Source organism: Streptomyces sp. NBC_00385 (genome assembly GCF_035917155.1).
Lineage (GTDB): Bacteria > Actinomycetota > Actinomycetes > Streptomycetales > Streptomycetaceae > Streptomyces > Streptomyces poriferorum.
This window is the reverse complement of sequence record NZ_CP107951.1, coordinates 2,847,272-2,872,027: the sequence shown is the minus strand read 5'-3', so window position 1 is coordinate 2,872,027 and position 24,756 is coordinate 2,847,272. Positions and strand designations below refer to the sequence as shown.

The following is a 24,756-nucleotide window of genomic DNA, read 5'->3' as shown; positions in this document are numbered from 1 at the left end:
ATCCCAAGGCTTGTCCCCAGACTGGAGGAGTCGTGCGCGTCCTGTTCACCACCTGGACCGAACCGTCCCGCTTCCATCTCCCGGCGCCGCCGGCCCCCGAGGGGAGGGCGCGCTCATGAGCCGCACCGCCCTGGCACCCCGCGCGGATACGGGGGCCGCCGCCCGGATCGCCCGGTCGTTCGCCGCGGCCGAGGGGGCCTGGACACGCACCGAGGACGTCGTCGGCTGGCTGCGCCGGCGGGCGGCGGCCCACCGGTTCCGCACCCGCCGGATACCGTTCGACGAACTGGACGGCTGGTCGTTCGCGTCGGACACCGGCAACCTGGTGCACCGCAGCGGCCGGTTCTTCACCGTCGAGGGACTGCGGGTGACCTCGTCCGACGGTCCGTACCGAACCTGGCACCAGCCCACGATCGTCCAGCCCGAGATCGGCGTACTCGGCATCCTCGTCAAGGAGTTCGACGGGGTACTGCACTGCCTGCTGCAGGCGAAGATGGAGCCGGGCAACCCCCGTCTGCTCCAGCTCTCGCCCACGGTGCAGGCCACGCGCAGCAACTACACCGGTGCGCACGGCGGGGCCACGGTCAAGTACGTGGAGCACTTCCAGCGGCCGCGCAGCGGCCGGGTCCTCGCCGACGTGCTGCAGTCCGAGCACGGCTCCTGGTTCTACCGCAAGAGCAACCGCAACATGATCGTCGAGACCCGGGACGAGATCCCTCTCGACGAGGACTTCTGCTGGCTGACGTTCGGCCAGATCGCGCGACTGCTGCACCGGGACAACACCGTCAACATGGACACCAGAACCGTCCTGGCGTGTGCCCCGCTGGGACGCCGGGGCGGCTCCCGCCCGCTCCACTCCGACCTGGAGGTGCTGTCCTGGTTCACCGAGGAGCGGGCCCGGCACGAGGTGCGCACCGAGCGGGTCCCGCTGGCGGGGCTGCCCGGATGGCAGCGGGGCCGGTACGCCGTCGAGGAGACGCGGGGCCGCTACTTCCGCATGGTGGCGCTGGCCGTGGAGGCGGGCAACCGTGAGGTGACCGGCTGGACACAGCCCTTGTTCGAGCCGCGCGGGCTGGGTGTGACGGCCTTCCTGCTGCGCCGGTTCCAGGGTTCGCTCCATGTGCTGGTACGGGCGCGGGTGGAGGGCGGATTCCTCGACACGGTCGAGCTCGGGCCCACCGTGCAGTGCACTCCCGGCAACCACAGGGACACCCCGGAGGGGGAGCGCGTCCCGTTCCTCGACGCCGTGCTGTCGGCCGCCCCCTCCCGCGTACGGTACGAGGCGGTGCACTCGGAGGAGGGCGGACGGTTCCTCAACGCGGTCAGCCGTCACCTCCTGGTGGAGGCGGCGGAGCACGACGTCCCCGACGAGGCCCCGCCGGGCTTCGCCTGGGTGACACCCGGCCAGCTCACGTCACTGCTCCGGCACGGCCACTACGTCAATGTGCAGGCCCGCACCCTGATCGCGTGCCTCGACGCGGCAGGCATCGCGGACAGCCGTGGCTGAGCGCCGCCCACTGCGCATCGGGGTCCTCGGCACGGCGGAGATCGCACGGCGGCGGCTGCTGCCCGCGTTCGAGGCCTGTCCGGACACCCGGGTCACCGCAGTCGCGAGCCGGACGGCCGGCCGGGCCGCCGAGGTCACCGACCGCTTCGGAGGCTGCCCGGTTCGGGGATACGCCGCCCTCCTCGAACGGGACGACATCGACGCGGTCTACCTGCCGCTGCCCGCGGCCCTGCACGCGGAATGGACCGAGCGCGCACTGAGGTCGGGCAGGCACGTGCTCGCCGAGAAGCCGCTGACCACGGACCCCGTCCGTACCCGGGAGCTGCTCGCGCTCGCCGCGGACCGTGGCCTGGTGCTGATGGAGAACGTGATGTTCGTCCACCATCCGCAGCACGCCTGGATACGAGGCCTGGCGGACGCCGGGGCGATCGGTGAACTCCGCTCGTTCCACGCGGTGTTCACCGTACCCGCGCGGCGGCCCGGCGACATCAGGCTCAGTCCCGAGCTCGGCGGCGGGGCGCTCCTGGACACCGGGGTGTATCCCGTGCGCGCGGCTCTGGAACTGCTGGGCACGGACCTGGACGTCGTCGGCGCCGCCGCCTCCCGCACGCAGGGCGCCCTGGTCGACACCGGGGGAGCGGCACTGCTGCGGACGCCCGCCGGTGTCCTCGCGCAGGTCTCCTACGGCATCGACGACGCCTACCGCTCGGTGTACGAACTGGCCGGTTCCACCGGGGTGATCCGGCTGGAGCACGCCTTCACACCGCCCGGGGACCACCGGCCGGCGGTGACCCTGCGCGCCGCCGACGGACGCACCGAGCGGCACACGCTCGACGCGCACGATCAGGTGCTGGGGACCGTGGCACGGTTCGCCGCGGCCGTGCGCGCGGGGCGTGCCCCGCATGCCGCTGTCTGCCTGCGCCAGGCCGAGCTGCTGCATGCCATCGCCGTGTCGGCCGCCGGTTCCATGGCCCCGGGCGTCCCTCGACAGTCCTTCGAGACCTCTTCGAGTCCGCGCTGCGACGGTGACGCACACGACGAAACAGTCCGGGCCGCCGCGCAGGCGGTCCGCCACGAGCCAAGAGGTGTCTGACATGAGCGAATCGACCGGCCGCACCGTTCTCGTCACGGGAGGCACCAGCGGCATCGGACTGGCCGTCGCGCAGCGCCTGGGCGCCGCGGGACACCGGGTGTTCCTCTGCGCCCGCGACAAGGAACAGGTCGACGCGACCGTGCAGCGCCTGCGCGCCACCGGCGTGACGGCGGACGGCGCGGTCGCCGACGTGCGTTCGTCCTCCGGCGTCGACGCGCTGGTACGGTCCGCGGTGGCGGCCTTCGGCACCGTCGAGGTCGTCGTCAACAACGCGGGCCGCAGCGGCGGTGGCGTCACCGCGCAGATCACGGACGAGCTGTGGGACGACGTCATCGAGACCAACCTCAACAGCGTGTTCCGGGTGACCAGGAGCGTGCTCACCACCGGCGGGATGCTGGAGGGCGGCTGGGGCCGGGTCATCAACATCGCCTCCACGGGCGGCAAGCAGGGCGTCGTCTTCGGCGCGCCGTACTCGGCGTCCAAGCACGGCGTCGTGGGGCTCACCAAGGCGCTCGGCCTGGAACTCGCCAAGACCGGTGTGACCGTGAACGCGGTGTGCCCCGGATATGTGGAGACGCCCATGGCCGGCCGCGTGCGCGAGGGCTACGCGGAGACCTGGAGCATCACCACGGACGAGGTCCTGGAGCGCTTCAACGCGAAGATCCCGCTCGGCCGCTACACCCAGCCGGACGAGGTCGCGGGGCTGGTCGAGTACCTGACCACGGACGCGGCGGCCCCGATCACCGCCCAGGCCATGAACGTGTGCGGAGGCCTGGGCAACTACTGATCCTGGACCACGATCCCGGCATGACGAAGCGGCACCACCGGTCCGACCGGTGGTGCCGCTTCGTCATGCCTCCTGGGCCGGCGCCCGCCGCTTCCGCGGGATCAGGTCAGCCCACAGGCCCGAAGCGCCGCGGTCGCCTGGGAGACCCCCTGGAGCGGGCCGCCGCCCGCGAGGTAGCCGTCGGGCCGGATGAGCGCGAAGTCCCCCGGCTGCGCGGCGAGATCGCGTCGCAGTACCCCGCCCGGGTCGGCGAGCGGCAGCATGGCGTGCGGGAGCCCGTCGCCGGCGGGCCCCTCGACGACCGTACGCACGGAGACGGCCTCCCCGTAGCGCCGGTCGATGTGCTTGAGCGTCAGCACCAGGTCCTCGGCGTCGTCCGCGGCGGCCGCGAAGGCCAGCAAGTGCCAGCGTGAGTCGACGAGTTCGCCGCGCAGCGCTGCCCAGCCCGGGCTCTCCCGCGCCACCCGCTGAGAGGTCTCGACCCGGTGTCCCGGTATGATCCCGCGCTGCCGCTGTCCCGATCCGCTCGTCATGGTCAGCGGTCCGTCCTCGTAGTGCAGCGCCAGGCCGCAGAACCCCCCGACGATCTTGTGCTCGATCTTCCGCTTGAGCGGCTTCACGGCGTTGAGGAGACCGAGGCCGACCGGCAGCGCCAACGGCGCCGCCAGATTGCGCAGGGTCACCAGGGCGGCGGCCTTGCGTGTCGAGCCGAGCAGCACCTTGCCGATGGGCACGCGCTCGGCGCCGTAGCTGTCCAGCAGCGCCTCGTCCGCGTGGCCGCGTACGACGTCCGCGAGTTTCCAGGACAGGTTGTACGCGTCCTGGATCCCCGTGTTCATGCCCTGGCCGGAGGCCGGGCTGTGTACGTGCGCCGCGTCACCGGCGACGAAGCAGCGCCCCACCCGCATCTTCTGGATCATGCGCTGCTGCACGGTGAACGCGGACACCCATGTCGGCGCGGCCACCCGGGCCGGTTTGCGCAGGGCCTTGCCCAGCTTGTGTTCGAGCCGGGCCCGTACGGCCTCGGTGTCATCGGGGTCGGAGGCGTCCTCGGTATCGACGACACGCCACTTGTCCCGGTCCGGGAAGGGGACGAGGAGCAGGGCGCCGGCGCCGCTGCGCACGAGGTGGTTGCTGTCGCGGGCCAGGCCGGCGCCCTCGATGACGACGTCCGCGTTGAGCCAGACCTCGGTCGTGTCGCCGAGCAGCGTCAGACCGAGTTGCCTGCGCACCGTGCTGCGGCCGCCGTCGCAGCCCACCAGCCAGGGAACGGTGAGGTGTTCGACCCTGCCCCCGTCGTGCCGGAGCCGGACCTCGACGTGGTCGGACCCGCCCGTGACCGTCTCCAGGGCGACGCCCCATTCGATCCGTCCGCCGTGCGCCACGACCCGCTCACGCAGCACTTCCTCGGTGACGACCTGGTCGACCATCACCGAGTACGGGTAGTGCGTGGGCAGCGCGTCGTAGTTCGTGTCGAAGCGGATCAGACGGCGGCCGTTCTGATGGATGCTGAAGTGCTCGACGCGCTGTCCGCGCGGCAGCAGGTGCTCGGCCACCCCCATCTGCCGGAAGATCTCCCAGGTTCGGGCGTGCGTTGCCAGGGCGCGGCTGGTGACGGCGGGGGCGGCCGCCCGGTCCACGATGCGCACCGCGCCCCCCCGCCGCAGCAGCTCGTGCGCGACGGTCAGACCGACCGGCCCTGCGCCGGCGACGAGGACCTCGGTCACCGCTTGTCCCGCCCCTCGGCGAACTCCTTGGCGAGGCCGAGAGTGGCCCGGCTGTTGCCGCCGGCACCGTTGCGGACCGCCTGCTTGGCGTCGTCGGCCCCGGCCTGCGGGCCGAGGACCCGGGCGATCGTCGCCTCGTTGATCGTGACCGTGTGCGCGGAGGTGGCGCGGACGCCCCCGGGGACCGGCTCGAACCGCCACGTCCCCAGATGGGCGGTCATCAACGACGGCGGGACGAGCTGCTTGTAGACGATGCGGGCCGGTACGTCCCCGGGCGCACCGTCGGGCGTCGCGGGAAAGCAGACGCGGACCGACTCGGTGGTGTGCGAGGAGCCGTCAGCGGTGACCGTCAGCATGGACATCTGCTGGACGTTCTCGACGTCCTCGCGCAGGTCGATGCTGCCGACGTGCGGAAGCCGCTCGCTCCACCGCTTGGCGTCGTACAGGAAGTCGTACACCTCTTCCGGCGAGCCGTGGACGACGACCGAGTCCTCGAAGGAGAACACCAGCTCCTGACGGCGCTCCCACTCCTCGGCGAGCGCCTTGATGTTGGCCAGCTCGGTCCTGCTGTTGCGGTCCGTGGCCCGCTCCACCCACGCGACGTTCTCGGCGGTGTCGCCGACGGCGTCGAAGTCGTGCAGCAGCACGAGCCGGCAGCTCTCCTCGGCGAGAGGCTCGACGATCCACTCGCCGCCCATCGACGCCACGGGTGGCGAGGAGACTTCCTGGCGAAAGGTCACCCGGTATTTCGCCGCGTCGAGTTCGCGGTGCGATGTCCAGTGCTTGACCTCGCCGTTCGCGTTCGCCCAGATCTCCAGGCGCTCGTCGGCCGGGCCCAGCGCGGTGCGCTCGACATGGATCGTCGGGGTGAAGTGCAGAGGCCACGCGGCAGCGTCGGCGATGATGTCGTACACCCGCTGTGCCGACGCTGCGATCTCGGTCTCGTGCCTGGTCAGGTGCTTACCGGTGCGGGGCGTTCCGGTCGATGCCATGGTCGGCCGTCCTCTCTGGGCGGGCGGGAACACGGGAACAGGGAAAATCCGTCCGGTCACTGTGCCGAGTCCCGCTCGATCCTCGATCGCGGTCACCTGGAGCGGTCCGCCCCCGGCGCCCGGTCGGCGCTCAAGAGCGCTTCGAGTACCCGCTGCCAGCCTTTCCGTCATCACCGCGCCGCCACGGCCCCGTACGACGGGAGATACACGCATGTCAGCACCAGCGAAACCTGCCGAGAGCACCGGAAGCGCGCTCTACCTGGAGGTCCAGCACTTCTACGGACGCCAGATGCACCTGCTCGACGAGAACGACGCCGCGGGCTGGTCCGCCACCTTCACCGAGGACGGCGTCTTCGCGGCCAACGCACACCCCGAACCGCAGATCGGCCGGGCGGTCATCGAGGCCGGCGCCCGCAAGGCCGGCCAGGCCCTGGCCGACCAGAAGGTCCAGCGCCGGCACTGGCTGGGCATGCTGGAGGTGTCCGAACAGGAGGACGGCACGATCCTCGCACGCAGCTACGCCCTGGTGATCAACACGCCCCGGGGCGGCCGGTCCGCAGTGCATCTGAGCACCAGCTGCGACGACATCCTCGTCCGCGAACAGGGCCGTCTCCTGGTCAGGCACCGCCAGGTGCTCCGCGACGACTTGTCCCGTCCGTGAGGCCGGCGCAGGAGCAGGCGGTGCGCACCGACGGGAACGGCATCACCGCCGGGGCCCCCCTGGACGCGCTCGCCGGCCTGCCGGCGGGCCCCCGTGTGGACGATGTCCTCGCGCAGTCGGCCCGGCGGGCACCCGGGCGCACCGCACTGTGCGCGACCGGCCCCGACGCGCGGTCGGCGCACCGGGAGTGGACGTACGCGGAACTGGACGCCGAGGCCGACCGCTGCGCGGCCGCGATCCGCGCGGCGGCCGGCGGAACAGGCGTCACCGTGGCGGTCGCCTCCGCCCTCGACCCGGCCTACCCGGTGGCCTTCTACGGCATCGCCCGCTCCGGCAACACGAGCGCGCTGATCAGCCCGCTGCTGCGGGAGGACGGCCTGGTGCACGTGCTGCGCACCAGCGGAGCCCGTATCGCCGTGCTGACACCGCAGGCGTACCGCAACCTGGAGCCGGTCCGCGGCCGGCTGCCCGAACTGCGGCAGATCGTCCTGACGCACCGCGACGACGACCTCGGTCCGGTGGCGGAGAAGCTGCCCACGCTGTGGGAGCTGATGGCACAGGCGCCCGCCTTCGAGGCCCCGGCAGCCGGCACGGACACCGCCGAGACCGTCGCCTGCCTCCAGTTCACCAACGGAACGACCGGTGCGCCCAAGGCAGTCCGGCTCACCCACCGGAACCTGACGGTGAACGCCGCGCAGATCGTGCACGCGCACGCACTGGACGAGACCTCGGTCCTCCTCGACCAGCTGCCGACCTTCCACCTCATGCACCTGACGGCGGCGGTGTCCGCGGGCGCGAAGCTCGTGCTCTGTCCCGAAGGGGATCCGGTGGCGGCCATGCGCATCGCGGCCCTGCACCGCACCACGCACTTCTACAGCCTCCCCGTCCGACTCATCGGCCTGGCCGGGGATCCCGGACTGGGGGACCTGGAGGCGCCGACCCTGCGGGCCGTGCTCTCGGGAGGCTCGACCATGCCCCCACAGGCCACCACCGCCCTCACCCAGCACTTCGGGGTCCCGGTGATCCAGGGCTACGGGCTCGCGGAGACCTCGCCGCTCGTCACCTGCGATCTGCCGGACCGGCCCAAGCTGCGCTCCAGCGGGCCGCCCGTGGCCGGGACCGAGATCAGGATCGTCGACGTGGAGTCGCGCGGTCCGCGGCCGGCCGGGGAGATCGGCGAGATCGAGGTGCGCGGCCCGCAGCTGATGCTCGGCTACCTGGGCCGGGACCGTGGCCAGGACCTCGACGCCGAGGGCTGGCTCGCCACCGGCGACATCGGCCGGGTCGACGAGGACGGCTACCTCTTCGTCGTCGACCGGATCAAGGACGTCTTCAAGCGGGACAACTGGCTGGTGTCCCCCACGGAGATCGAACGGGTGCTGCTGCGCCACCCCGGCGTGGCCGACTGCGCGGTCGTCGACGCGCCCCACCCGCTGAGCGGGGCCGTCGCCCACGGCGTGATCGTGCGCCGCGACGCGACGGTGACGGCCGCGGAGGTGACCGCCTTCGTCGCCGACCGGCTGCCCTACTACGAGCATCTGGACGACGTCGAGTTCGTCGAGGCGATCCCCCGCACGGCGAACGGCGGCAAGATCCAGCGGGCCGAACTGCGCAAGCGGCTGCGGGAGCGGGCGGACGCCGCCTGACCGACGCCCGCCCCATCCATCCAGCCCCGCATTCCCGGGCCCTGCCGCGTCTCCCCGTCGCGGCAGGGCCCGACCGCTGCCCCGGACGACAAGGAGTTCACCGTGACCGCCCCCATAGCCCTGCTGCTCCCGGGCCAGGGCGCCCAGCACCCCGGCATGGCCCGCGAACTGTACGGCAGAGAACCGGAGTTCACCGCGACCCTGGACGGCTTCTTCGACCTCATGGGTGCGCCGGGCCGGGCGCTGCGCGACGACTGGCTCACCGACACGCCCGCCGTCCCGCTGGACGACGCCTCGCGCTCCCAGCCGCTTCTGTTCGCCCTCGGTTACGCGATCGGCCGTGCGTTGCGGAGCCGGGGCGTGCACCCGAGGGCCGTGCTCGGCCACAGCGTCGGCGAACTCGCGGGGGCCGCCCTGGCCGGCGTCTTCGACCTGCCGTCGGCGGCACGCATCATGCTCGCGCGGACGGAGGCGATGGCGAAGGTCCCGGCCGGCGGCATGCTGGCCGTCGCGGCGCCCCCGCAGACACTGGCGCCCTGGACCGAGGACATCGACCCGTGTGACCCGGGCCGGATCGCGCTCGCGGCCGTCAACGCCCCCGCCCAGACCGTCCTCGCCGGTCCCGAGGAGGCCCTGTCGCACGCCTCCCGCTCGCTGCGCAGGGCGGGCCTCGCCGCTCGACGCGTACCGGCCCTGCAGCCCTTCCACTGTCCCGCCACGGAAGGGGCGGCCGCCGAGTTCATCGAGGCGTTCGCCCGTGAGCCGCTCCACGCCCCTGCCCTGCGCGTCCAGTCGACCCGTACCGCGCGCCCCGTCGAGGCCGCCGAGGCCGTGGACCCGCGCTTCTGGGCGGGGCAGCTCAGCCGCCCGGTGTTCTTCTGGCCGGCCCTGGACGCGCTGCTGCGGGAGGGGCCCTGGACCCTGGTGGAGACGGGACCGGGCCGCGGCCTGTCCCTGTTCGCCCGCCGCCACCCCGAGGTACGCGCGGGCCGCAGCGAGGTGGTCGCGCTGCTGCCCTCCCACGCGCCGGGGACGTACGAGGCGTGGCTCGCCGCCGTGGAGCGGCTGGCCGGGGCGGCGGCGCCGGCCGGTACATGAGACAAGGCCGTGGACCCTCGTGCGAGGGTCCACGGCCTCGGGGACGGGGTCCGGCCGGAGCGGAACGGCCGGACCCGTGGCCTTACAGGTCGAGCGTCACGTTCTGCTCGCCCAGCCACCGGTTCAGCCAGAGCGCCATCTCCAGACCGCCCCGGTCGTACGAGCGGCTGACGTCCGTGGCCTGCCGGGCGAGGGCCCGTCGGGCGCGGTCCTTGTCGAGCAGCGGCAGGACGGGCGCGTTGGCGTCGGCGAGGACACGCGCGAGCTCGACGCGGAGCGCGGCCTCGTACCCCGGGTCCTGTGTCGCGGGGTAGGGGGTCTTCACCCGCTCCACGATGGACCGTGGCAGCAGGTCCGACGCCGCGGAGCGCAGCAGGCTCTTCTCGCGGCCGTCGTGCTTCTTCATCGCCCAGGGCGTGTTGAAGACGTACTCGACCAGCTTGTGGTCGCAGAACGGCACCCGGACCTCCAGGCCCACGGCCATGCTCATCCGGTCCTTGCGGTCCAGCAGGGTCTGCACGAAGCGGGTGAGGTTGAGGTAGGTGATCTCGCGCATCCGGCGCTCGACCGGGTCCTCGCCGGGCAGGACCGGCACCTCGGCCAGGGCCTCGCGGTAGCGGCCCCTGCGGTACTCCGGGATGTCGAGCTTGTCGAGCAGGCCGCGGTCGAGCAGCCCGAGCCCGCCGAAGTAGCGTGACGATCCGGACGTCAGCCAGGGGAACGTGTCGGCCCCGATGGCGGCGGGGTTGTGGAACCACCGGTAGCCGCCGAAGAGTTCGTCCGCCGACTCGCCCGAGAGCGCCACCGTCGAGTGGCGGCGGATCTCCCGGAAGAGCAGATACAGCGACGGCCACATGTCGCCCCAGAACGCCGGCGGCAGATCGGTGGCGCGCAGCACCGCGGCCCGCACCTCCGGGTCGCTCAACTCCTGGCTGTCCAGCAGGACTTCCGCGTGATCGGCTCCCACGTGCGCAGCCAGTTCCCGGGCGAAGGGCGCGTCGGCCGAACCACGCACGGCGTCCGGCTGGAAGCGGTCCGGGTCGCCCGCGAAGTCCACCGAGAAGGAGCGCACGGGTCCGTCCCCGCCCCCGGCCCGAGCGGCCAGCGCCGTCACGACCGAGGAGTCGAGGCCACCGGAGAGCAGCGAGCACAGCGGAACGTCGGCGACCATCTGCTGGTCGACGATCTCCTCCAGGAGCCCACGGACCGTGGAGACCGTCGTCGCCAGACCGTCCGTGTGCTCGCGCGCCTCCAACTGCCAGTACCGCGTGTGGTGCGCACCCGACGCGGTGATCCGCACGAGCCGTCCGGGCCCCACCTCCCGCAGCCCCGTGTATACGGCGTGCTCCGGGGTCTTGACCATGTCGAGCGCCTCGCAGAGCCCTTCGGCGCCCACACGCCGTACGGCCAGCGGGTTGGCGAAGACCGCCTTGGGCTCGGAGCCGAACAGGACACCGTCCGCGGTGGGGTAGTAGTAGAGCGGCTTCACTCCCATCCGGTCACGGATGAGGATCAGCTCCTCGCTGCGCGCATCCCACACCCCCAGGGCGAACATGCCGCGCAGCCGTTCGGCGACCGACGCGCCCCACTCCAGGTACCCGCGCAGTACCACCTCCGTGTCGCTGCGGGTACGGAAGCGGTGTCCGCGGGAGGTCAGTTCCGTGCGCAGCTCCCGGAAGTTGTAGACCTCGCCGCAGAAGGTCAGCACGGCGAGCGTCTCGCCGCTGTCGGAGAGGGCGGCCATCGGCTGTCTGCCGCCCTCCAGGTCGATGATCGACAGCCGGCGGTGCCCGAGGGCCACATGGCGGTCGAGCCACAGGCCCTCTGCGTCCGGGCCGCGGCAGGCCATGGTGTCGGTCATCGCCTGGGCGGTCGTACGTTCCTGTGTGAGATCACGCTGGAATGCCACCCAGCCGGCGATGCCGCACATATCCCAACACCCTTCGTCGGTCTTCAGCGGTTAGGGGACGAGTCGGTCACACCTGGTGGGACAGCAACGTGTCCACGCGGGCGAGAAGGTCACGCGGGGACTTGGCCTCGACGACCACCTCGTCACCCAGCTCGACCCCGTAGTCCCGCTCGATCCGGCTCACCGTGTTGAACAGGGCCAGCGAGTCGTATCCCAGGTCCTCGAAGGTGAGATCGAGGATGTCGCCGTCGAGATCCACGTCCTCGTCCTCGCCCGCGCACTCGCGCAGCAGCCGGGTGAGGTCGGTCAAGGTGAAATGGGCCATGACGTAGTTCCTTTCGGAGTTCGGTGTGTGGTGTGCGGTGTGCTGATCGGTCGTGGTGATGGGACGTGATCCCGATCGCGATGCCGGGACAGCCCCTAGGGCACTCTGCGGACGACGAGCGCCGAGTTGAATCCGCCGTGCCCGCGCGCCAGGACCAGCGCCGTGTCGATCCGCATCTGCCGCGGGGTCTCCCGCACCAGGTCGATCGCCTCGCGGTGGGCCTCGTGGTCGACGTGGACCGTCGGCGGGATCACGGAGTCCCGCATCGCCAGGACCGCTGTCGCGACGTCGAGCGGGCCGCCGCCGGCGAGCAGCCGGCCGGTCATGGTCTTCGGGGCGGTCACCGGCACCGCGCGGGCACCGAACAACCGGGCCAGCGTGTCGGCCTCCGCCCGGTCGAGGTCGGAGCTGCCCGCCGCGTCCGCGAAGACCACGTCGACGTCGGACGGGTCGACGCGGGCGTCGGCGAGGGCGATGCGGGCGGCCCGCAGCAGCCCGGTGCCCCCGCCCGGCTCCGTGGTTCCCGGGCGGGCGTCGAAGGTGGACGCGTGCCCGGCGATGGCCGCGTACGGGCGGTCGACGCCGCGGGCGCGGGCCGCCTCCGCGTCCTCCAGGACCAGGTGGGCCCCGCCCTCGCCGGGGGCGTGGCCGCCGGCGTCACGGTCGAAGGGCAGATAGGCCCGGCGCGGGTCCTCGGCCGTGGTGAGGCGCCCCGAGCTCATCATGCAGATCCACGCCCAGGGGCACAGCGAGCCGTCGACGGCGCCGGTGAGCATGAGCGGGGTGCCCTGCCGTACGTGGCGTCGTGCCTTGGCGATCGCGTCGAGTCCGCCTGCCTGGTCGGCGACGAGTGCGCTGCCGGGGCCGCGCATCCCGTGCCGGATGGAGATCTGACCGGTGTTGACGGGATAGAACCAGGCGAACGACTGGTACGCGCTGACGTACTGGCCGCCCTTGCTCCACAGCGCCTCGAGCTCCTTCTGCCCGAACTCGAAGCCGCCCGCCGAGCCCGCCGTCACCACCCCCGCGGCGAAGTCGGGCATCTGCCGCGGGTCGGCGCCCGCGTCGGCGAGGGCCTCCTCCGCGGCGATCAGGGCGAGCCGGGTCATCCGGTCGGTCTGCGGCAGCAGCCGCCCGGGCACCCGCCCCGTCACGTCGAGGTTCACCTCGCCCGCGAGCCGGGACGGGTACTGCGCGGGGTCGAACCGGGTGACGCGGTCGATGCCGCTGGTCCCGCGCAAGGTGGCGTCCCAGTAGGCCTCGGTCCCGATGCCGTTGGGGGCGATGACGCCGATGCCCGTGACGACCGCCCGCAGGGGGTGCGCCGCGGCCCGGGGCGCGGTGGCCCGTTCGCCGAGGAGGCCGGGGTCCGTACTCATCAGGCGGCCCTTTCGTCCGGACGGGTGAGGACCATGGCGCTCTGGAAGCCGCCGAAGCCGCTTGCCACGCTGAGCACCGTGTCGACCCGCTGCTCACGCGCCACCAGGGGTACGTAGTCGAGATCGCAGGCCGGGTCGGGCGTGTGCAGGTTCGCGGTCGGCGGGATCACCGAGTGCTCGATGGTCAGCACGGAAGCGGCCACTTCGAGGGCGCAGATCGCGCCGAGGGAGTGCCCGATCATCGACTTGATGGAGCTGACCGGGGTGTCGTAGGCGTGCCGGCCGAGGCTGGTCTTGAACGCCTGCGTCTCGTGCCGGTCGTTCTGCTTGGTCGACGATCCGTGGGCGTTGACGTAGCCGACGTCCGAGGGGTTCAGCCGGGCCTGGTCGAGCGCCGCGTCGATCGCGTTCGCCAGCTCCAGCCCGTCCTCGCGCAGCCCGGTCATGCTGTACGCGTTGCACCGGGTGCCGTGCCCGGCGACCTCCGCGTAGATCCGGGCCCCGCGACGGCGGGCGTGCCCCAGCTCCTCCAGGGTGAGGACGGCGGCGCCCTCACCGAGCACGAAGCCGTCACGGGTGCGGTCGAAGGGCCGGGAGGCGGTCTCCGGGTCGTCGTTGCGCGGTGAGGTCGCCTTGATGGCGTCGAAGCAGGCCACCGTGATGGGCGATATCGCCGCGTCGGAGGCCCCGGCCACCATCACGTCGGCGGAGCCCTCGCGGATCAGGTCCGCGGCGTGTGCGATCACGTCGATGCCGGACGTGCAGCCGCTGGAGAGGATGCTCACCGGGCCCTGGGCGCCGGTCAGCCAGGCGACCTCGGACGCCATGGAGGACGGCACGAAGTAGTCGTACAGGTGCGGGGAGCCGAGCTCCTGGTCGACCAGCCAGGTGGAGCCCCGGCGGCTGGTGACCGAGTACCAGTGGTCGAGGCTCATCGTCATCCCGCAGGCGCTGCCGAGCATCACACCGGTACGCAGCGGATCGGACTCACCCGCGAGGCCGCTGTCCTCCAGCGCCTCGCGGGCGGCGACATAGCCGAACTGGGTCGTACGGTCCCAGGTGCCGATCTGCTCGGCGGTCAGCCCCGCGGCCCCCGGGTCGAAGTCGCACTCCGCGGCGATGCGCGACCGGAACGGACCGGCGTCGAACGTCGAGATCGTGCGCGTGGCGGTGCGCCCTGCCGTCAACAGCTCCCAGAAGGCCTTGGTGCCGATGCCACCCGGGGCCACCACTCCTATTCCCGTCACCACCACTCGCCGTGCGTCTGGATCTGCTGGCACTGCAGCCCCCTCCGAGATCGATCACTGCCTGGGAGGTCCCGTCCTGTGCCGGGTTCCTGAGGCGAGTCTGTGCAGACGCTCTTGAGCTGGCCTCGAACCCGCCTCGGACCGCCCGGCCGCACCGCGGGCGGGCCCGAGGACCGAAGGTCTGCCCGGGCCCGTCCGCCGGGGACCGCGGGTCAGCGAGGAGCGGCCTTCGCGGTCGCCGCGGCGGGCGGCCCGGCCCCGTCCCCGGCCGGCGCCACCGAAGGCGCGGCGGCGGTCTCGCTGGGTTCGATGGCGAAGGGCGGCAGGAACCGGTCGACGGAGGCCGGCAGCCACCAGTTCGCCTTCCCGAAGACGAACATCAGAGCCGGGACGAGGATCAGGCGCAACAGGAACGCGTCGAGGGCGACGGCGGCGGCGAGGCCGAGGCCGAACATCGCCGTGACCCGCTCACCGCTGAGCATGAAGGCGCTGAAGACGCACATCATGATGACGGCGGCCGCGGAGATGACCCGGCTGATGGAAGCGAGCCCGACCCGCACCGCGTGGGCGCTGTCACCGGTGTTCACCCACTCCTCGCGCATCCGGCTGACGAGGAAGACCTGGTAGTCCATGGACAGGCCGAACAACAGCGAGATCATGATGACCGGCAGGAAGGCGTCGATGGGTCCGGCACGGCCTGCGCTCAGCACCTCACCGCCCCAGCCCCACTGGAACAGGGCCACCAGCACACCGAACGAGGCCGCGGCGGCGACCAGGTTCATCACCGCCGCGGTGAGCGGCACCACGATGCTGCGGAACGCGAGCAGGAGCAGCGCGCACCCGAGCGCGACGACGACACCGATGAACAGCGGCAGCTTGCTCTGCAAGGTGGAGGAGAAGTCCTTGTAGACGGCGGTGATCCCGCCGACGTACGCGTGCATCCCGCTGCCCTGCCGCGCTCGCGGGATGATGTCGGCCCGCACCCGGTCGATCAGCTCGTCGGTCTCCTCGGACTGCGGAGAGGTGGTCGGGAAGACCTGCATGATGCCGGTCCGCGTCCCGGGCCGCAGCGGCATCGCCTGCACCTGTGCGACACCCGGGTCGGCCTCGAGGCCCGACACCAGGTTCTTGTACGCCTGCTGGTCGGGTGCGGAGCCCGAGACCTCGGTGACGATCGCGAACGGCCCGTTGAAGCCGGGACCGAAGCCCTCGGCGAGCAGGTCGTAGGCCTGCCGTGTGGTGGTCCCGGCGGGGTCGTTGCCCTGGTCGGAGCTGCCGAGGCGGAGCGAGAGAGCGGGCACGGCGAGGGCCACCGTCACGGCGAGGACGACGACGGCGAGGATCCGCGGGCGCCGCTCGACGAGGGCGGCCCAGCGCGCGGAGGGTCCGCCGGGCTCCCCGGGCGCGCCGTCGCCCGCGGCGAGACGGCGGCGTTCGCGGCGGCTGAGCACCCGCCGGCCGAGGACTCCGAGCAGCGCGGGCAGCAGCGAGACGGCGGCGGCCACGGTGACCACGACCGTCAGGGCGCAGGCGACGGCCAGTCCGTTGAGGAAGGTGATCCCGAGGACGATCATGCCGAGCAGAGCGATGCACACCGTGCCGCCGGCGAAGAGTACGGCCCGGCCGGAGGAGTCCACGGCCTCGGCTGCGGCGTCCTCGGGACTCCTGCCCCGGATGACGGCCCTGCGGTGCCGGGTGACGATGAACAGGGCGTAGTCGATACCGACGCCGAGGCCGACCAGGACCGCGAAGACGGGCGACAGCTCACCGATCTGCACCGCATGGCTGAGCAGGCTGACCAGGAACGAGCCGATGCCGACCGCGAACACGGCGGTGACGATCGGCAGCAGGGTGCCGAACAGCGAGCCGAAGGCGAGGAAGAGGACCACCGCGGCGGCCACGATCCCGACGAGCTCGCTCAGGTGCGGAGTGCCGTCCTCGGCCAGCTGAACCGCGCCTCCGCCCAGTTCGACCTGCAGCCCGGGTCCGGCCGGGGCCCGCGCGGTGTCGACGACGTCCTTCATCTGCGCGGCGGTCAGCTTCTCACCGGGCTTCCCGAAGGTGACCGTCGCATAGGCGATCCGGCCGTCCTCGCTGATCCGGCTCGCGTTCTCCGCGCTGTAGGGGCTCTCCACGCCCACCACGTCCGCGAGCCCTTCGACCCGGGCGAGCGCCGCGGTCATCGCGTGCCGGACCGCGCCGTCGCGCACCGATCCGTCCGTGGTCCGCCACACCACGGTGTCGGCCTCACCGGACTGGTCGGGAAACTCCCTTTCCAGCAGCTTCATCGCCCGCGAGGAGTCGGTGCCCGGCAGGTCGAAGACGTTCTCGTAGGAGCTGCCGAGCGAGGTGCCCGCGGCTCCCAGTCCGACCAGGGCCACCACCCAGGTCAGCACCACCAGCCATTTGTGCCGGTAGCACCAGCGTGCCCATGTACCCACCGTCGACCACTCCGCTCTTCATCAGGGGGAGAACTGATAGGAAGGAAGCGCCGTCAGAAGGTGAAGAGATGCGGGGGCGCCGGAAGGCGTACGACCGTCCCGCATCTGTTTCCGGCAACACCGGCGCAGGCCAACAGAGTTCGGGGCCCGAGGAATCACCGGCAAGGGGGATCGGGCGCTCTCAGGGAACTCCAAGCTTTCTGTGTGTGATCTCCCAGGTATCCACGAGGTGGGGCGGAAATACTGGGGGCATGGACGCGGAGAAGCGGGGCCACGGGGCAGGGACCGTGCTCGTCGTCGAGGACGAGCCGGGCATCGCTGACATTCTCGGGATCACGCTGCGGTTCCACGGCTTCGAGGTGCTCACGGCGGCCACGGGGCAGGAGGCCATCGACCTCGGCCGTGCCCGACGGCCGGATCTGGTGCTCCTCGATGTGATGCTGCCCGACATGAGTGGCTGGCAGGTGTGCCGGGCGCTGCGTCCCGACGAGGGAAACGAGGGGCTGGACGACACCGCGGTGATCTTCCTGACCGCCCGGGACGCTCCCCAGGACATCGTCGGAGGTCTCGCGCTCGGCGGCGACGACTATGTCACCAAGCCGTTCAACGTCGACGAACTGCTGGCCCGCGTACGCTCCGTGCTGCGCCGCTCGCGCCGCAGGGAGGTCCTGCGCCCGCGCGTGCTGACCCATGCCGACGTCGAGATGGACGAGGCGACGTACACCGTGACGCGGGCCGGGCACCCGGTGCAGCTGACCCCCACCGAGTACAACCTGCTGCACTACCTTCTGGTCAACGCGGGCCGGATCATCCCCAAGGAGCAGATCCTCCGGCACGTGTGGAGCTGGGACAGCACGGTCGAGTCCAGCGTGGTGGAGACGTATGTCAGCTACCTCCGGCGCAAGCTCGACCGGCACGGAGCGCCTCTGATCGTCACGCGCCGCGGTGTGGGTTACGGGCTGCGGTCGGCGGCCGGCCGGTGAGCGCACCCCGGGACGGGGGGAGCGGGGCCGGAGGCGACAGGCCCGCGGCATGGCACCCGCGGGCCCCGCAGTCGCTGCGCGGCCGGCTCACCCTGGCCAACATCGTCCTCTTCAGCGTCGGCCTGCTGCTCGCCGTCGTGGCGAGCCTGGTCAGCATGTACGCGGTGCTCGTCGGGGACATCGACGACACGCTTGCGCATCAACGGGCTTTGGTTCAGAGGTCCTTGACGACCGACGCGGCCGCGATCCAGGCCTGCGCCGACACCGCTGCCGACGGCCGCGCGGGCGGCTCGCCGCTGCTGGCGCTCACCCAGCACCGGCTCGTCGTGCTCTCACCCTCCGGTACGCCGGTGGCGCGCTGCGCGCACGCCGCGGGGCGGCCCGCCGAGGAGCGGCGCGAGATCGCTGCCGCGACCCACGACCCGGCGTCCCTGGCGGCATCCGGCGACGGCAGGACCGTCGATGTGGGTGCGGACGGGGCCGCGTACCGGATCGGTGTCATCCAGCTGTCCGACGGGGGGCTGCTGGTGAGCGCGATCCCGCTGGACGGGGTGCGGCACGCCGTGTTCCGTTTCATCGGTTTCGAGGCGTTGTCCGCCGCCGTCCTGCTGACCCTGCTGACCGCGGGCTCCCTGTTCTCGGCCCGGCGCCAACTGCGGCCGCTGCAGGACATGGTGCAGACCGCGTCCGCCATCGCCGAGGGTGATCTGACACGACGGGTGAGCCGGGCGGGCAGTAGCAGCGAGGTCGTCGAACTGCGCAACGCGCTCAACGCGATGCTGCATCAGGTCGAGTCCGCCTTCGTCCTGCGGGAGCAGGGGACCGAGCAGCTGCAGCAGTTCGTCGCGGACGCCTCGCACGAGCTGCGGACTCCGATCGCCACGATCCGTGGGTACGCGCAGCTGTTCGCGCGGGGCATGCTGAGCGAGGAGGAGCAGGAGCGGGCCCGGGACCGGATCGCCGCCGAAGCGGACCGGATGGCGCACCTCGTCGAGGAGCTGATGACGCTGGCGCGGTTCGACCACGCGCCCCGCACGGACATGGAGCCGGTCGACCTGACACAGCTGGTCCGTGACGGCGCCGCGGACCTGCGTGCGCAGGAGCCGGACCGCCCGGTGACCGTGCAGTCCGAGGGACACGTCCATGTCCTGGGCGACCAGACCCAGTTGCGCAAGGTGATAGGCAACCTGCTGAGCAATGTCCGTACCTACACACCGGCCCGGTCCCCGGTCGCTCTGTGGACGTCGGAGCAAGGGACGCACGCGGTACTGCGGATCGCCGACTCGGGTCCCGGGATGCGGCAGGAGGACGCGAACCGCGTCTTCGACCGGTTCTTCCGTGCGGACCCCGGGCGGGCCCGGGTCTCCGGTGGCAGCGGTCTCGGCATGTCGATCGTGCGCGCGGTGGTCGAGGCCCATGCCGGCTCGGTGCGCCTGGTCACCGCCCCGGGCGAGGGCCTGACCGTGGAGGTGCGGCTTCCCTTGCGCGCGGTGCCCCGCGGCCCGGTCACGGGCGAGGACGGCGGGCTGCCGGACAGCCCTTAGGGCCTCTCGTCCGGATCGTCCGGGCTCGCGGGTTCCGGCCCGATCCGAACGAGAGGCCCTGGGGCGCGCCGCACAGGTTAAAGATCAAGCTAAGGGCTGTCCCGCCAGGAATTGCGGGACAGCCCTTAGGCGGCGAACAGGTTCAGGACCGGTCGCTGCGACGACTCGGCGTCCAGGGCCGGGTCGGATCCGAGCACCGCCTGGTGCAGCCTCTGCAGCCGGGACGAGGGTTCGATGCCGAGCTCCTCGATGAGGCCTTCGCGCAGTTCCTGGAAGACCTGCAGCGCCTGCCAGGAACGCCCGGACCGGTACAGGGCCGCCATGCGCTGGGCGTGCAGACCCTCGTGGAGCGGGTGCCGGGCCGTGAGTTCGGTCAGTTCGGCGAGCAGTGCCGTGTGCTGCCCCATGCGCAGGTCCGTCTCGATGCGCAGCTCCAGCGCACTCAGCCGGCTCTCCTCCAGCCGCGCCAGCTCGATGCCGAGGACGGGCCCGGTCCTGACGTCGACGAGGGCCTGGCCGTGCCAGACGGACAGGGCCTCGCGCAGCGTGCGTCCGGCGAGCGCGTTGTCGCCGGTGTCGAAGGCGGCCCGGCCCTCGGCGGCCAGCCGGTCGTAACGGTGCTGGTCGACGGCCCCTGGCTCGACGACCAGGCGGTATCCGCCGTGCTGGGTGACGAGCAGCCGCTTGGCGGCGGCCTGTCCCTCACCGCCGCCCGCAGCGGTGAGCATGCGGCGCAGCAGAAGGATGTACGTCTGCAGCGTGGTGGTGGAGCTGCGAGGCAGCCGGGTGCCCCAGATCTCCTCCATCAGCGTCGACGCGGGAACCACGTGGTTCGCGTTGACGGCGAGGAGGGCCAGGATCTGCCGGGGCTTGGCCGCGCTCGGGACGATCGACTGCCCGGACATTTCGGCGGTCAGTGGTCCCAGTACTTTGATCTTCACTTTGTGTCCCCCATGGATGTGAGATCTGCCCACCTCGACGCGGCGCCGCGCATCGAGGAGGAATCGAACATTGCCCGAATGGGAACTTCCCGAGCCAGTGCGCAGGGCCCGGTTCTGCGTATGTGTTCGCCCTGGCCCGAGTCGTGAAGTTCTCATGATTCACCTGTGCGGAGTTCACGCCCGGGGCGCCGCCGCCGGCGGGGGCGACCTCGTGCGGGCACCTGCTTCACGTGGGCGGAGCCCGCATCGGGTGCTCCGCGGCAGAGGCCGCAGGGGGCGCCCGGAGGGCCCTTCCCGCACCGGCACATCCCTTCCGGAAGACCCGGGAACCGTTTGCGGAGCCAAGACCCGACCGCTAAATTGGTCACTGTTCAAGTTGGTCAGTGACCAATACCTTTGGAGGGGTTTGTCGTGAAAGCAGGGAGTGCTCCCGTGGAAGCCCGGGGCGAGCGCGCGGCCATGAGCGGTGGCGGCGTCGTCGTGGTCTTCGTCGGTGTGCTGCTGACGATGCTCATGTCAGCCCTCGACCAGACCGTGGTCACGACCGCCGCCTGGCCGATCGTGCGGGACCTCGACCCGGCCGGCGGCCTCGACGGCATGTCCTGGGTCGTCGTCGCCTACATGCTGGCGTCGACGGCCACCCAGCCCATCTACGGCAAGCTCGCCGATCTGCTGGGCGCCAAGAACGTGTACGTCTCCGCGGTCGTCCTCTTCCTCGTCGGCTCCGCGCTCTGCGGCGTGGCGCAGAACATGGGAGAGCTCATCGCCTTCCGCGCCCTCCAGGGCGTCGGCGCCGGTGGTCTCTACAGCGTTTCCCTCGTCGTCATCGGCATGATGACGACCCCGCAGCAGCGGGCGAAGTTCCAGGGCGTCGGCGGCGCGGTGATCGGACTGTCCACCGTCCTCGGTCCGCTGATCGGCGGGTACTTCACCGAGAGCCACGACATCCTCGGCATGACCACCAACTGGCGCTGGCTGTTCTACGTCAACCTGCCGATCGGTGCCGTCGCCCTCGGCGTCGTCATCCTCATGCTGCGTATCCCGGCGCGCCGCACCAGTCAGCAGATCGACTTCGTCGGCGCCGCCCTGATCGTCGCCGCCGCCTGCTCCGTCCTGCTGGTCACCGAATGGGGCGGCGACACCTACGCCTGGTCCTCGCCGACGATCATCGGGATGTCCGTCGGGGCCGTGCTCCTCGTGGCGGCCTTCGTATGGCGGCAGACCAGGGCGGCCGACCCGGTGATCCCGCTGCGCCTGTTCAAGGACCGCACGGTCTCCCTGTCCATCCCGATCCTCTTCCTGGTCGGGTTCGCACTCATCGGCTCCATCGTCTACGTCTCGATGTACCTCCAGGTCGTCTACGGATACACCCCGACCCAGGCGGGTACCCGGATGCTGCCGATGACCGTCGGCTTCATGATCTCGGCGATCGGCTCCGGGATCATCGTGTCCAAGTTCGGCCGCTACAAGGTCTTCCCGATCCTCGGCAGCATCTTCTCGGCAGGCGGACTGGCACTGCTCGGCACCATGGAGCCGGACACCTCCGTGAGCCTGCTGTGCGCCTACATCTTCCTGATCGGCCTGGGCGTGGGCCTGCTGATGCAACTCATGGTCCTCGTCGTGCAGAACACGGTCCCCCGCGACGACCTGGGCGTGGCCACCACGACCTCGACCTTCTTCCGCACCCTTGGCCAGTCCTTCGGAGCGGCCCTGTTCGGAGCGATCCTCTCGGCCCGGCTGAACTCGACGGCCGGGGGAACGAACGTCGGCAACCTGGACGACCTCTCGGATGCCGCCCGCCACACCTATCTCGTCCAGTACACCGACGCGGCGACGGACGTCTTCCTCATCGCGGGGGTCATCATGCTGGCCGCCGCCGTACTCGGCCTGTTCCTGCGGGAGATGAACCTGGAGGAGCTGGATGAGGACGCGGTCGTGGCGGACCCCGGCGAGGACGCTCCGGCCGGGGAAGCCGCCGCCACTGCCCAACTGCCCGGACAGGAGGGCCGTTCGGCCGTGGGGAGCAGCTGAGCCCCGGTTTTCCCCCTGCCGCAAGGGCCCGTACCGCCGGCCGCCCCAAGTCGCCTCAAGCGCGACTCCAGGGCGGCCGGACCCGTTTCCGCGAGCATCGGCGGCAACTTGACCGTTGTGGAATGGACGGAGCTTCGCGTGCGTGTGCTTTTCACCACCTGGTCGGCGCCTTCGCATCTGTACCCGCTGATACCGATGGCGTGGGCCTGCCGCGCCGCAGGCCACGAGGTGCGGTTCGCCGGGATGCCGTCGGCCGTTCCCGGCATGCTCCAGGCCGGGCTCACCGCCACGGCCGTCGGCTCCGACGCCGAACTGACCGGAATGTCATCCAGCGGGAAACTCGCGGCCTGGCACAAGCAGGAGCCGTGGCCGGACGACTGGCCCGAGCGTCCGGACAAGCTGGTGCCGGAGCAGGTCGAACTGCTGGCCGCGCTCGGTCGCAAGCAGTGCGTCATCGCCGAGCGCATGGTCGACGACCTGGTCGCCGTCGTGGAGCGGTGGCGGCCCGACCTGATCGTGTCGGACGTGTCGACCTTTGCCGGCCCCGTGGCCGGAGCCGTGGCCGGCATCCCCGTCGTCGGACAGCTGTGGGGCAGCCCCGGCGTCCTGCGCTACGAGAACCGGGCGCTCGGCGAGGAACCGCTGCCCGAGTACGCCGCGCTGTTCGCGCGCTTCGGCCTCGATGCCCCCGTCGCCCCCGCGGCCCTGCTCGACCCGTGCCCGCCGAGCATGAACCTCGGCTCCGTCCTGCCCCGGCTGCCGATGCGTTTCGTCCCGTACAACAGCCCCGGAGAGGCGCCCGCCTGGGCCGACGAGCCGGCCGGCCGGCCCCGGGTCTGCGTCACCTGGGGCGTCACCGCGGCCAAGGTGCTCGGCGCCGCGGTGCTGGAGCCGCTGCACCACATCGTGTCCGCCGTGGCCGGCCTCGGCGCCGAACCGGTGGTCGCGGTGGCCGCGGCGCAGCGCGCACTGCTGCCCGCACTGCCGGAGGGCACCCGCATCGTCGAGTCCATGCCGTTGCACCTGCTGATGCCGCACTGCGACGCGATCGTCCACCAGGGCGGAGCCGGCACGGCGCTGACCGCGGCCGCGCACGGGGTGCCGCAGCTCGTGGTCCCGCAGCGGCCGGCCCCCATGCTGATCGGCGACCGGCTGGCCGCCGTGGGAGCGGGCCGCACGCTGCCCCACCAGGTGGTGGCCGGGGACGAGCACGCCGGGAAGCTGGTGGCCGCCGAACTGGACGCGCTGCTCACGGATCCCGCCCACCGGGAGGCCGCCGTACGTCTCGCCGGGGAGAACGCCGCACAGCCGGCCCCGGCCGAACTGGTTGCGGCGCTGGCCGAGTTGGTCGCCCGCTGAGCTCCGCGCGGTGACCCGCGTACTCATGACCCGTAGAACATCACGAGAGGTGTGACGGTATGTCAGCTCAACATCGCGTTCACGTGGCCGGGACAGGGGTGTTCCTCCCCGACCGCGTCATGACCGCCGAGGAGGCCGTCGGGCTCGGCCGCTACACGGAGGAGCAGCGCGCCGAGCACGAGCAGATCTCCGTGCGGGTCGCCGACGGAATGTCCGCGCCGGACATGGCGGTGGAGGCCGGCCGCCGCGCCCTCGCGCACTCGGGGTTCGAAGCCGCCGACATCGGCCTGGTCATCCACGTCAACGTGTTCCACCAGGGCCCCGACGGCTGGTCGCCGCCGTTCTACATCCAGCGCCAGGTCCTCGGTACGGACGTGCCCGCGCTGGAGATCCGGCAGGGGTGCAACGGCATGCTGACCGCCGTCGACATGGCCTCGGCCTACCTCCGGGCCAACGACCTCTGCAAGGCCGTGCTCATCACCTCGGCGGACAACTTCTCCGGACCGCTCGTCGACCGCTGGCAGGCCCACCCCGGCTGTGTGCTCGGCGACGGAGCCGCGGCCGTCGTCCTGTCCGGGCGCCCCGGCGTCGCCGAGGTGCTGGCGCTGGGCCAGACCGCGCTGCCCGACCTGGAGGAGATGCGGCGCAGCGGAATTCCGCTGTTCCCGCCGCCGGCCACCGTGGGCACGGTCATGGACTTCAAGGCACCGGCCGGCCACTACCGTGCGTCCGGGCACAGCCTCATGGAGGTCGGCACCCGCATCAACGACGCCCTGCGCGGCGTACTCAAGCAGACGCTGGCCGATGCGGGGCTGGCCCTGGCGGACATCACCGCCGTCACCCACATGAACATGGCACCCCGGCGCATCGACGAGCGGATGCTCGCACCGCTCGGTCTCGACGGGGCGAAGTCCACCACCGGCTTCGGCCGCACGGTCGGCCACCTCGGCGCGAGCGACCAGTTCCTCGGCCTGGACCACCTGATGTCGGTGGGCCGCCTGGCGGCGGGCGACCATGTGCTGATGGTCGGTGTCGGACCCGGCGTGGACCTGTCCTGCCTCATCCTGCGGATGCGGTGACGGCACC

The 24,756-nt window shown here is 71.8% G+C and carries 19 protein-coding genes; 11 read left to right on the top strand and 8 right to left on the bottom strand.

The features are described from left to right. The first annotated feature begins 115 nt into the window (after window positions 1-115). From OG959_RS12415 to OG959_RS12405, 3 genes are read left to right on the top strand one after another with little or no spacing between them, the layout of a single operon-like run. Window positions 116-1,507, top strand: a complete 1,392-nt coding sequence (locus OG959_RS12415) for an NDP-hexose 2,3-dehydratase family protein (RefSeq protein WP_326658214.1) — start codon at window positions 116-118, stop codon at window positions 1,505-1,507. Next, entirely contained in the window at window positions 1,500-2,600 is a 1,101-nt protein-coding gene (locus OG959_RS12410; protein WP_326658212.1) for a Gfo/Idh/MocA family protein, read from the top strand. The genes OG959_RS12415 and OG959_RS12410 overlap by 8 nt, the downstream gene beginning before the upstream one ends. 1 nt (window position 2,601) lies before the next feature. Continuing rightward, window positions 2,602-3,387 carry an SDR family NAD(P)-dependent oxidoreductase gene (locus OG959_RS12405; RefSeq protein WP_326658211.1) on the top strand — a complete coding sequence of 262 codons (786 nt, stop codon included), beginning with the start codon at window positions 2,602-2,604 and terminating at the stop codon, window positions 3,385-3,387. Window positions 3,388-3,488: 101 nt separating this feature from the next. Here the strand turns inward: OG959_RS12405 and OG959_RS12400 are convergent, their stop codons facing one another. Both OG959_RS12400 and OG959_RS12395 read right to left on the bottom strand, forming a co-directional pair. Further along, the gene (locus OG959_RS12400) at window positions 3,489-5,114 is read right to left on the bottom strand and encodes an FAD-dependent monooxygenase (protein ID WP_326658210.1); all 1,626 of its coding nucleotides are present in this window, start codon (window positions 5,112-5,114) and stop codon (window positions 3,489-3,491) included. After that, complete coding sequence (locus OG959_RS12395; protein WP_326658209.1) at window positions 5,111-6,106, bottom strand: aromatase/cyclase; 996 nt, start codon at window positions 6,104-6,106, stop codon at window positions 5,111-5,113. The genes OG959_RS12400 and OG959_RS12395 overlap by 4 nt, the downstream gene beginning before the upstream one ends. Window positions 6,107-6,317: 211 nt before the next feature. Here OG959_RS12395 and OG959_RS12390 point away from each other — a divergent pair, with 211 nt between their 5' ends. From OG959_RS12390 to OG959_RS12380, 3 genes are all read left to right on the top strand, one after another. Then, complete coding sequence (locus tag OG959_RS12390; protein WP_326658208.1) at window positions 6,318-6,767, top strand: nuclear transport factor 2 family protein; 450 nt, start codon at window positions 6,318-6,320, stop codon at window positions 6,765-6,767. 20 nt (window positions 6,768-6,787) lie between these two features. After that, complete coding sequence (locus tag OG959_RS12385) at window positions 6,788-8,413, top strand: class I adenylate-forming enzyme family protein (protein ID WP_326658207.1); 1,626 nt, start codon at window positions 6,788-6,790, stop codon at window positions 8,411-8,413. Between the two features lie 102 nt (window positions 8,414-8,515). After that, window positions 8,516-9,511, top strand: coding sequence for an acyltransferase domain-containing protein (locus OG959_RS12380; RefSeq protein ID WP_326658206.1), 996 nt, complete (start codon window positions 8,516-8,518; stop codon window positions 9,509-9,511). 82 nt (window positions 9,512-9,593) lie between these two features. Here the strand turns inward: OG959_RS12380 and asnB are convergent, their stop codons facing one another. The 5 genes from asnB to OG959_RS12355 all read right to left on the bottom strand — a co-directional run bounded on the left by asnB (window position 9,594) and on the right by OG959_RS12355 (window position 16,812). After that, the gene (gene asnB, locus OG959_RS12375) at window positions 9,594-11,441 is read right to left on the bottom strand and encodes an asparagine synthase (glutamine-hydrolyzing) (RefSeq protein ID WP_326658204.1); all 1,848 of its coding nucleotides are present in this window, start codon (window positions 11,439-11,441) and stop codon (window positions 9,594-9,596) included. A gap of 46 nt (window positions 11,442-11,487) precedes the next feature. Then, window positions 11,488-11,745: an acyl carrier protein gene (locus OG959_RS12370; RefSeq protein ID WP_326658203.1), complete on the bottom strand. Its 258-nt coding sequence runs from the start codon at window positions 11,743-11,745 to the stop codon at window positions 11,488-11,490. A gap of 95 nt (window positions 11,746-11,840) precedes the next feature. Then, on the bottom strand, window positions 11,841-13,124 hold the full coding sequence (locus tag OG959_RS12365; RefSeq protein ID WP_326658202.1) for a ketosynthase chain-length factor: 1,284 nt from the start codon (window positions 13,122-13,124) through the stop codon (window positions 11,841-11,843). Next, window positions 13,124-14,404, bottom strand: coding sequence for a beta-ketoacyl-[acyl-carrier-protein] synthase family protein (locus OG959_RS12360; RefSeq protein WP_326658201.1), 1,281 nt, complete (start codon window positions 14,402-14,404; stop codon window positions 13,124-13,126). The genes OG959_RS12365 and OG959_RS12360 overlap by 1 nt, the downstream gene beginning before the upstream one ends. Before the next feature lie 179 nt (window positions 14,405-14,583). Next, a complete protein-coding gene (locus OG959_RS12355) occupies window positions 14,584-16,812 on the bottom strand; it encodes an MMPL family transporter (protein ID WP_326658200.1) in 2,229 nt (742 codons plus the stop codon). A 251-nt stretch (window positions 16,813-17,063) separates the two neighbouring features. Between OG959_RS12355 and OG959_RS12350 the strand changes: the two genes are divergently transcribed. Next, the gene (locus tag OG959_RS12350) at window positions 17,064-17,795 is read left to right on the top strand and encodes a response regulator transcription factor (protein ID WP_326658199.1); all 732 of its coding nucleotides are present in this window, start codon (window positions 17,064-17,066) and stop codon (window positions 17,793-17,795) included. After that, window positions 17,792-19,339: a sensor histidine kinase gene (locus OG959_RS12345; RefSeq protein ID WP_326658198.1), complete on the top strand. Its 1,548-nt coding sequence runs from the start codon at window positions 17,792-17,794 to the stop codon at window positions 19,337-19,339. The genes OG959_RS12350 and OG959_RS12345 overlap by 4 nt, the downstream gene beginning before the upstream one ends. 125 nt (window positions 19,340-19,464) lie before the next feature. On the opposite strand, the gene OG959_RS12340 is transcribed toward OG959_RS12345, so the two are convergent. Continuing rightward, on the bottom strand, window positions 19,465-20,280 hold the full coding sequence (locus tag OG959_RS12340) for an AfsR/SARP family transcriptional regulator (protein ID WP_326658197.1): 816 nt from the start codon (window positions 20,278-20,280) through the stop codon (window positions 19,465-19,467). 432 nt (window positions 20,281-20,712) lie between these two features. Between OG959_RS12340 and OG959_RS12335 the strand changes: the two genes are divergently transcribed. The 3 genes from OG959_RS12335 (at window position 20,713) to OG959_RS12325 (ending at window position 24,749) form a co-directional block, all read left to right on the top strand. After that, the gene (locus OG959_RS12335) at window positions 20,713-22,311 is read left to right on the top strand and encodes an MDR family MFS transporter (protein ID WP_326658196.1); all 1,599 of its coding nucleotides are present in this window, start codon (window positions 20,713-20,715) and stop codon (window positions 22,309-22,311) included. A 138-nt stretch (window positions 22,312-22,449) separates the two neighbouring features. Continuing rightward, entirely contained in the window at window positions 22,450-23,670 is a 1,221-nt protein-coding gene (locus OG959_RS12330) for a nucleotide disphospho-sugar-binding domain-containing protein (RefSeq protein WP_326658194.1), read from the top strand. 59 nt (window positions 23,671-23,729) lie between these two features. Continuing rightward, complete coding sequence (locus tag OG959_RS12325) at window positions 23,730-24,749, top strand: ketoacyl-ACP synthase III family protein (RefSeq protein ID WP_326658193.1); 1,020 nt, start codon at window positions 23,730-23,732, stop codon at window positions 24,747-24,749. Window positions 24,750-24,756: the final 7 nt, after the last annotated feature.

What these genes read in the sequence shown, in the direction of transcription:
- OG959_RS12415 (WP_326658214.1), top strand. Translation starts at nt 116, where the DNA reads ATGAGCCGCACCGCCCTGGCACCCCGCGCGGATACGGGGGCCGCCGCC.
- OG959_RS12405 (WP_326658211.1), top strand. Translation starts at nt 2,602, where the DNA reads ATGAGCGAATCGACCGGCCGCACCGTTCTCGTCACGGGAGGCACCAGC.
- OG959_RS12395 (WP_326658209.1), bottom strand. Translation starts at nt 6,106, where the DNA reads ATGGCATCGACCGGAACGCCCCGCACCGGTAAGCACCTGACCAGGCAC.
- OG959_RS12390 (WP_326658208.1), top strand. Translation starts at nt 6,318, where the DNA reads ATGTCAGCACCAGCGAAACCTGCCGAGAGCACCGGAAGCGCGCTCTAC.
- asnB (WP_326658204.1), bottom strand. Translation starts at nt 11,441, where the DNA reads ATGTGCGGCATCGCCGGCTGGGTGGCATTCCAGCGTGATCTCACACAG.
- OG959_RS12370 (WP_326658203.1), bottom strand. Translation starts at nt 11,745, where the DNA reads ATGGCCCATTTCACCTTGACCGACCTCACCCGGCTGCTGCGCGAGTGC.
- OG959_RS12365 (WP_326658202.1), bottom strand. Translation starts at nt 13,124, where the DNA reads ATGAGTACGGACCCCGGCCTCCTCGGCGAACGGGCCACCGCGCCCCGG.
- OG959_RS12350 (WP_326658199.1), top strand. Translation starts at nt 17,064, where the DNA reads ATGGACGCGGAGAAGCGGGGCCACGGGGCAGGGACCGTGCTCGTCGTC.
- OG959_RS12325 (WP_326658193.1), top strand. Translation starts at nt 23,730, where the DNA reads ATGTCAGCTCAACATCGCGTTCACGTGGCCGGGACAGGGGTGTTCCTC.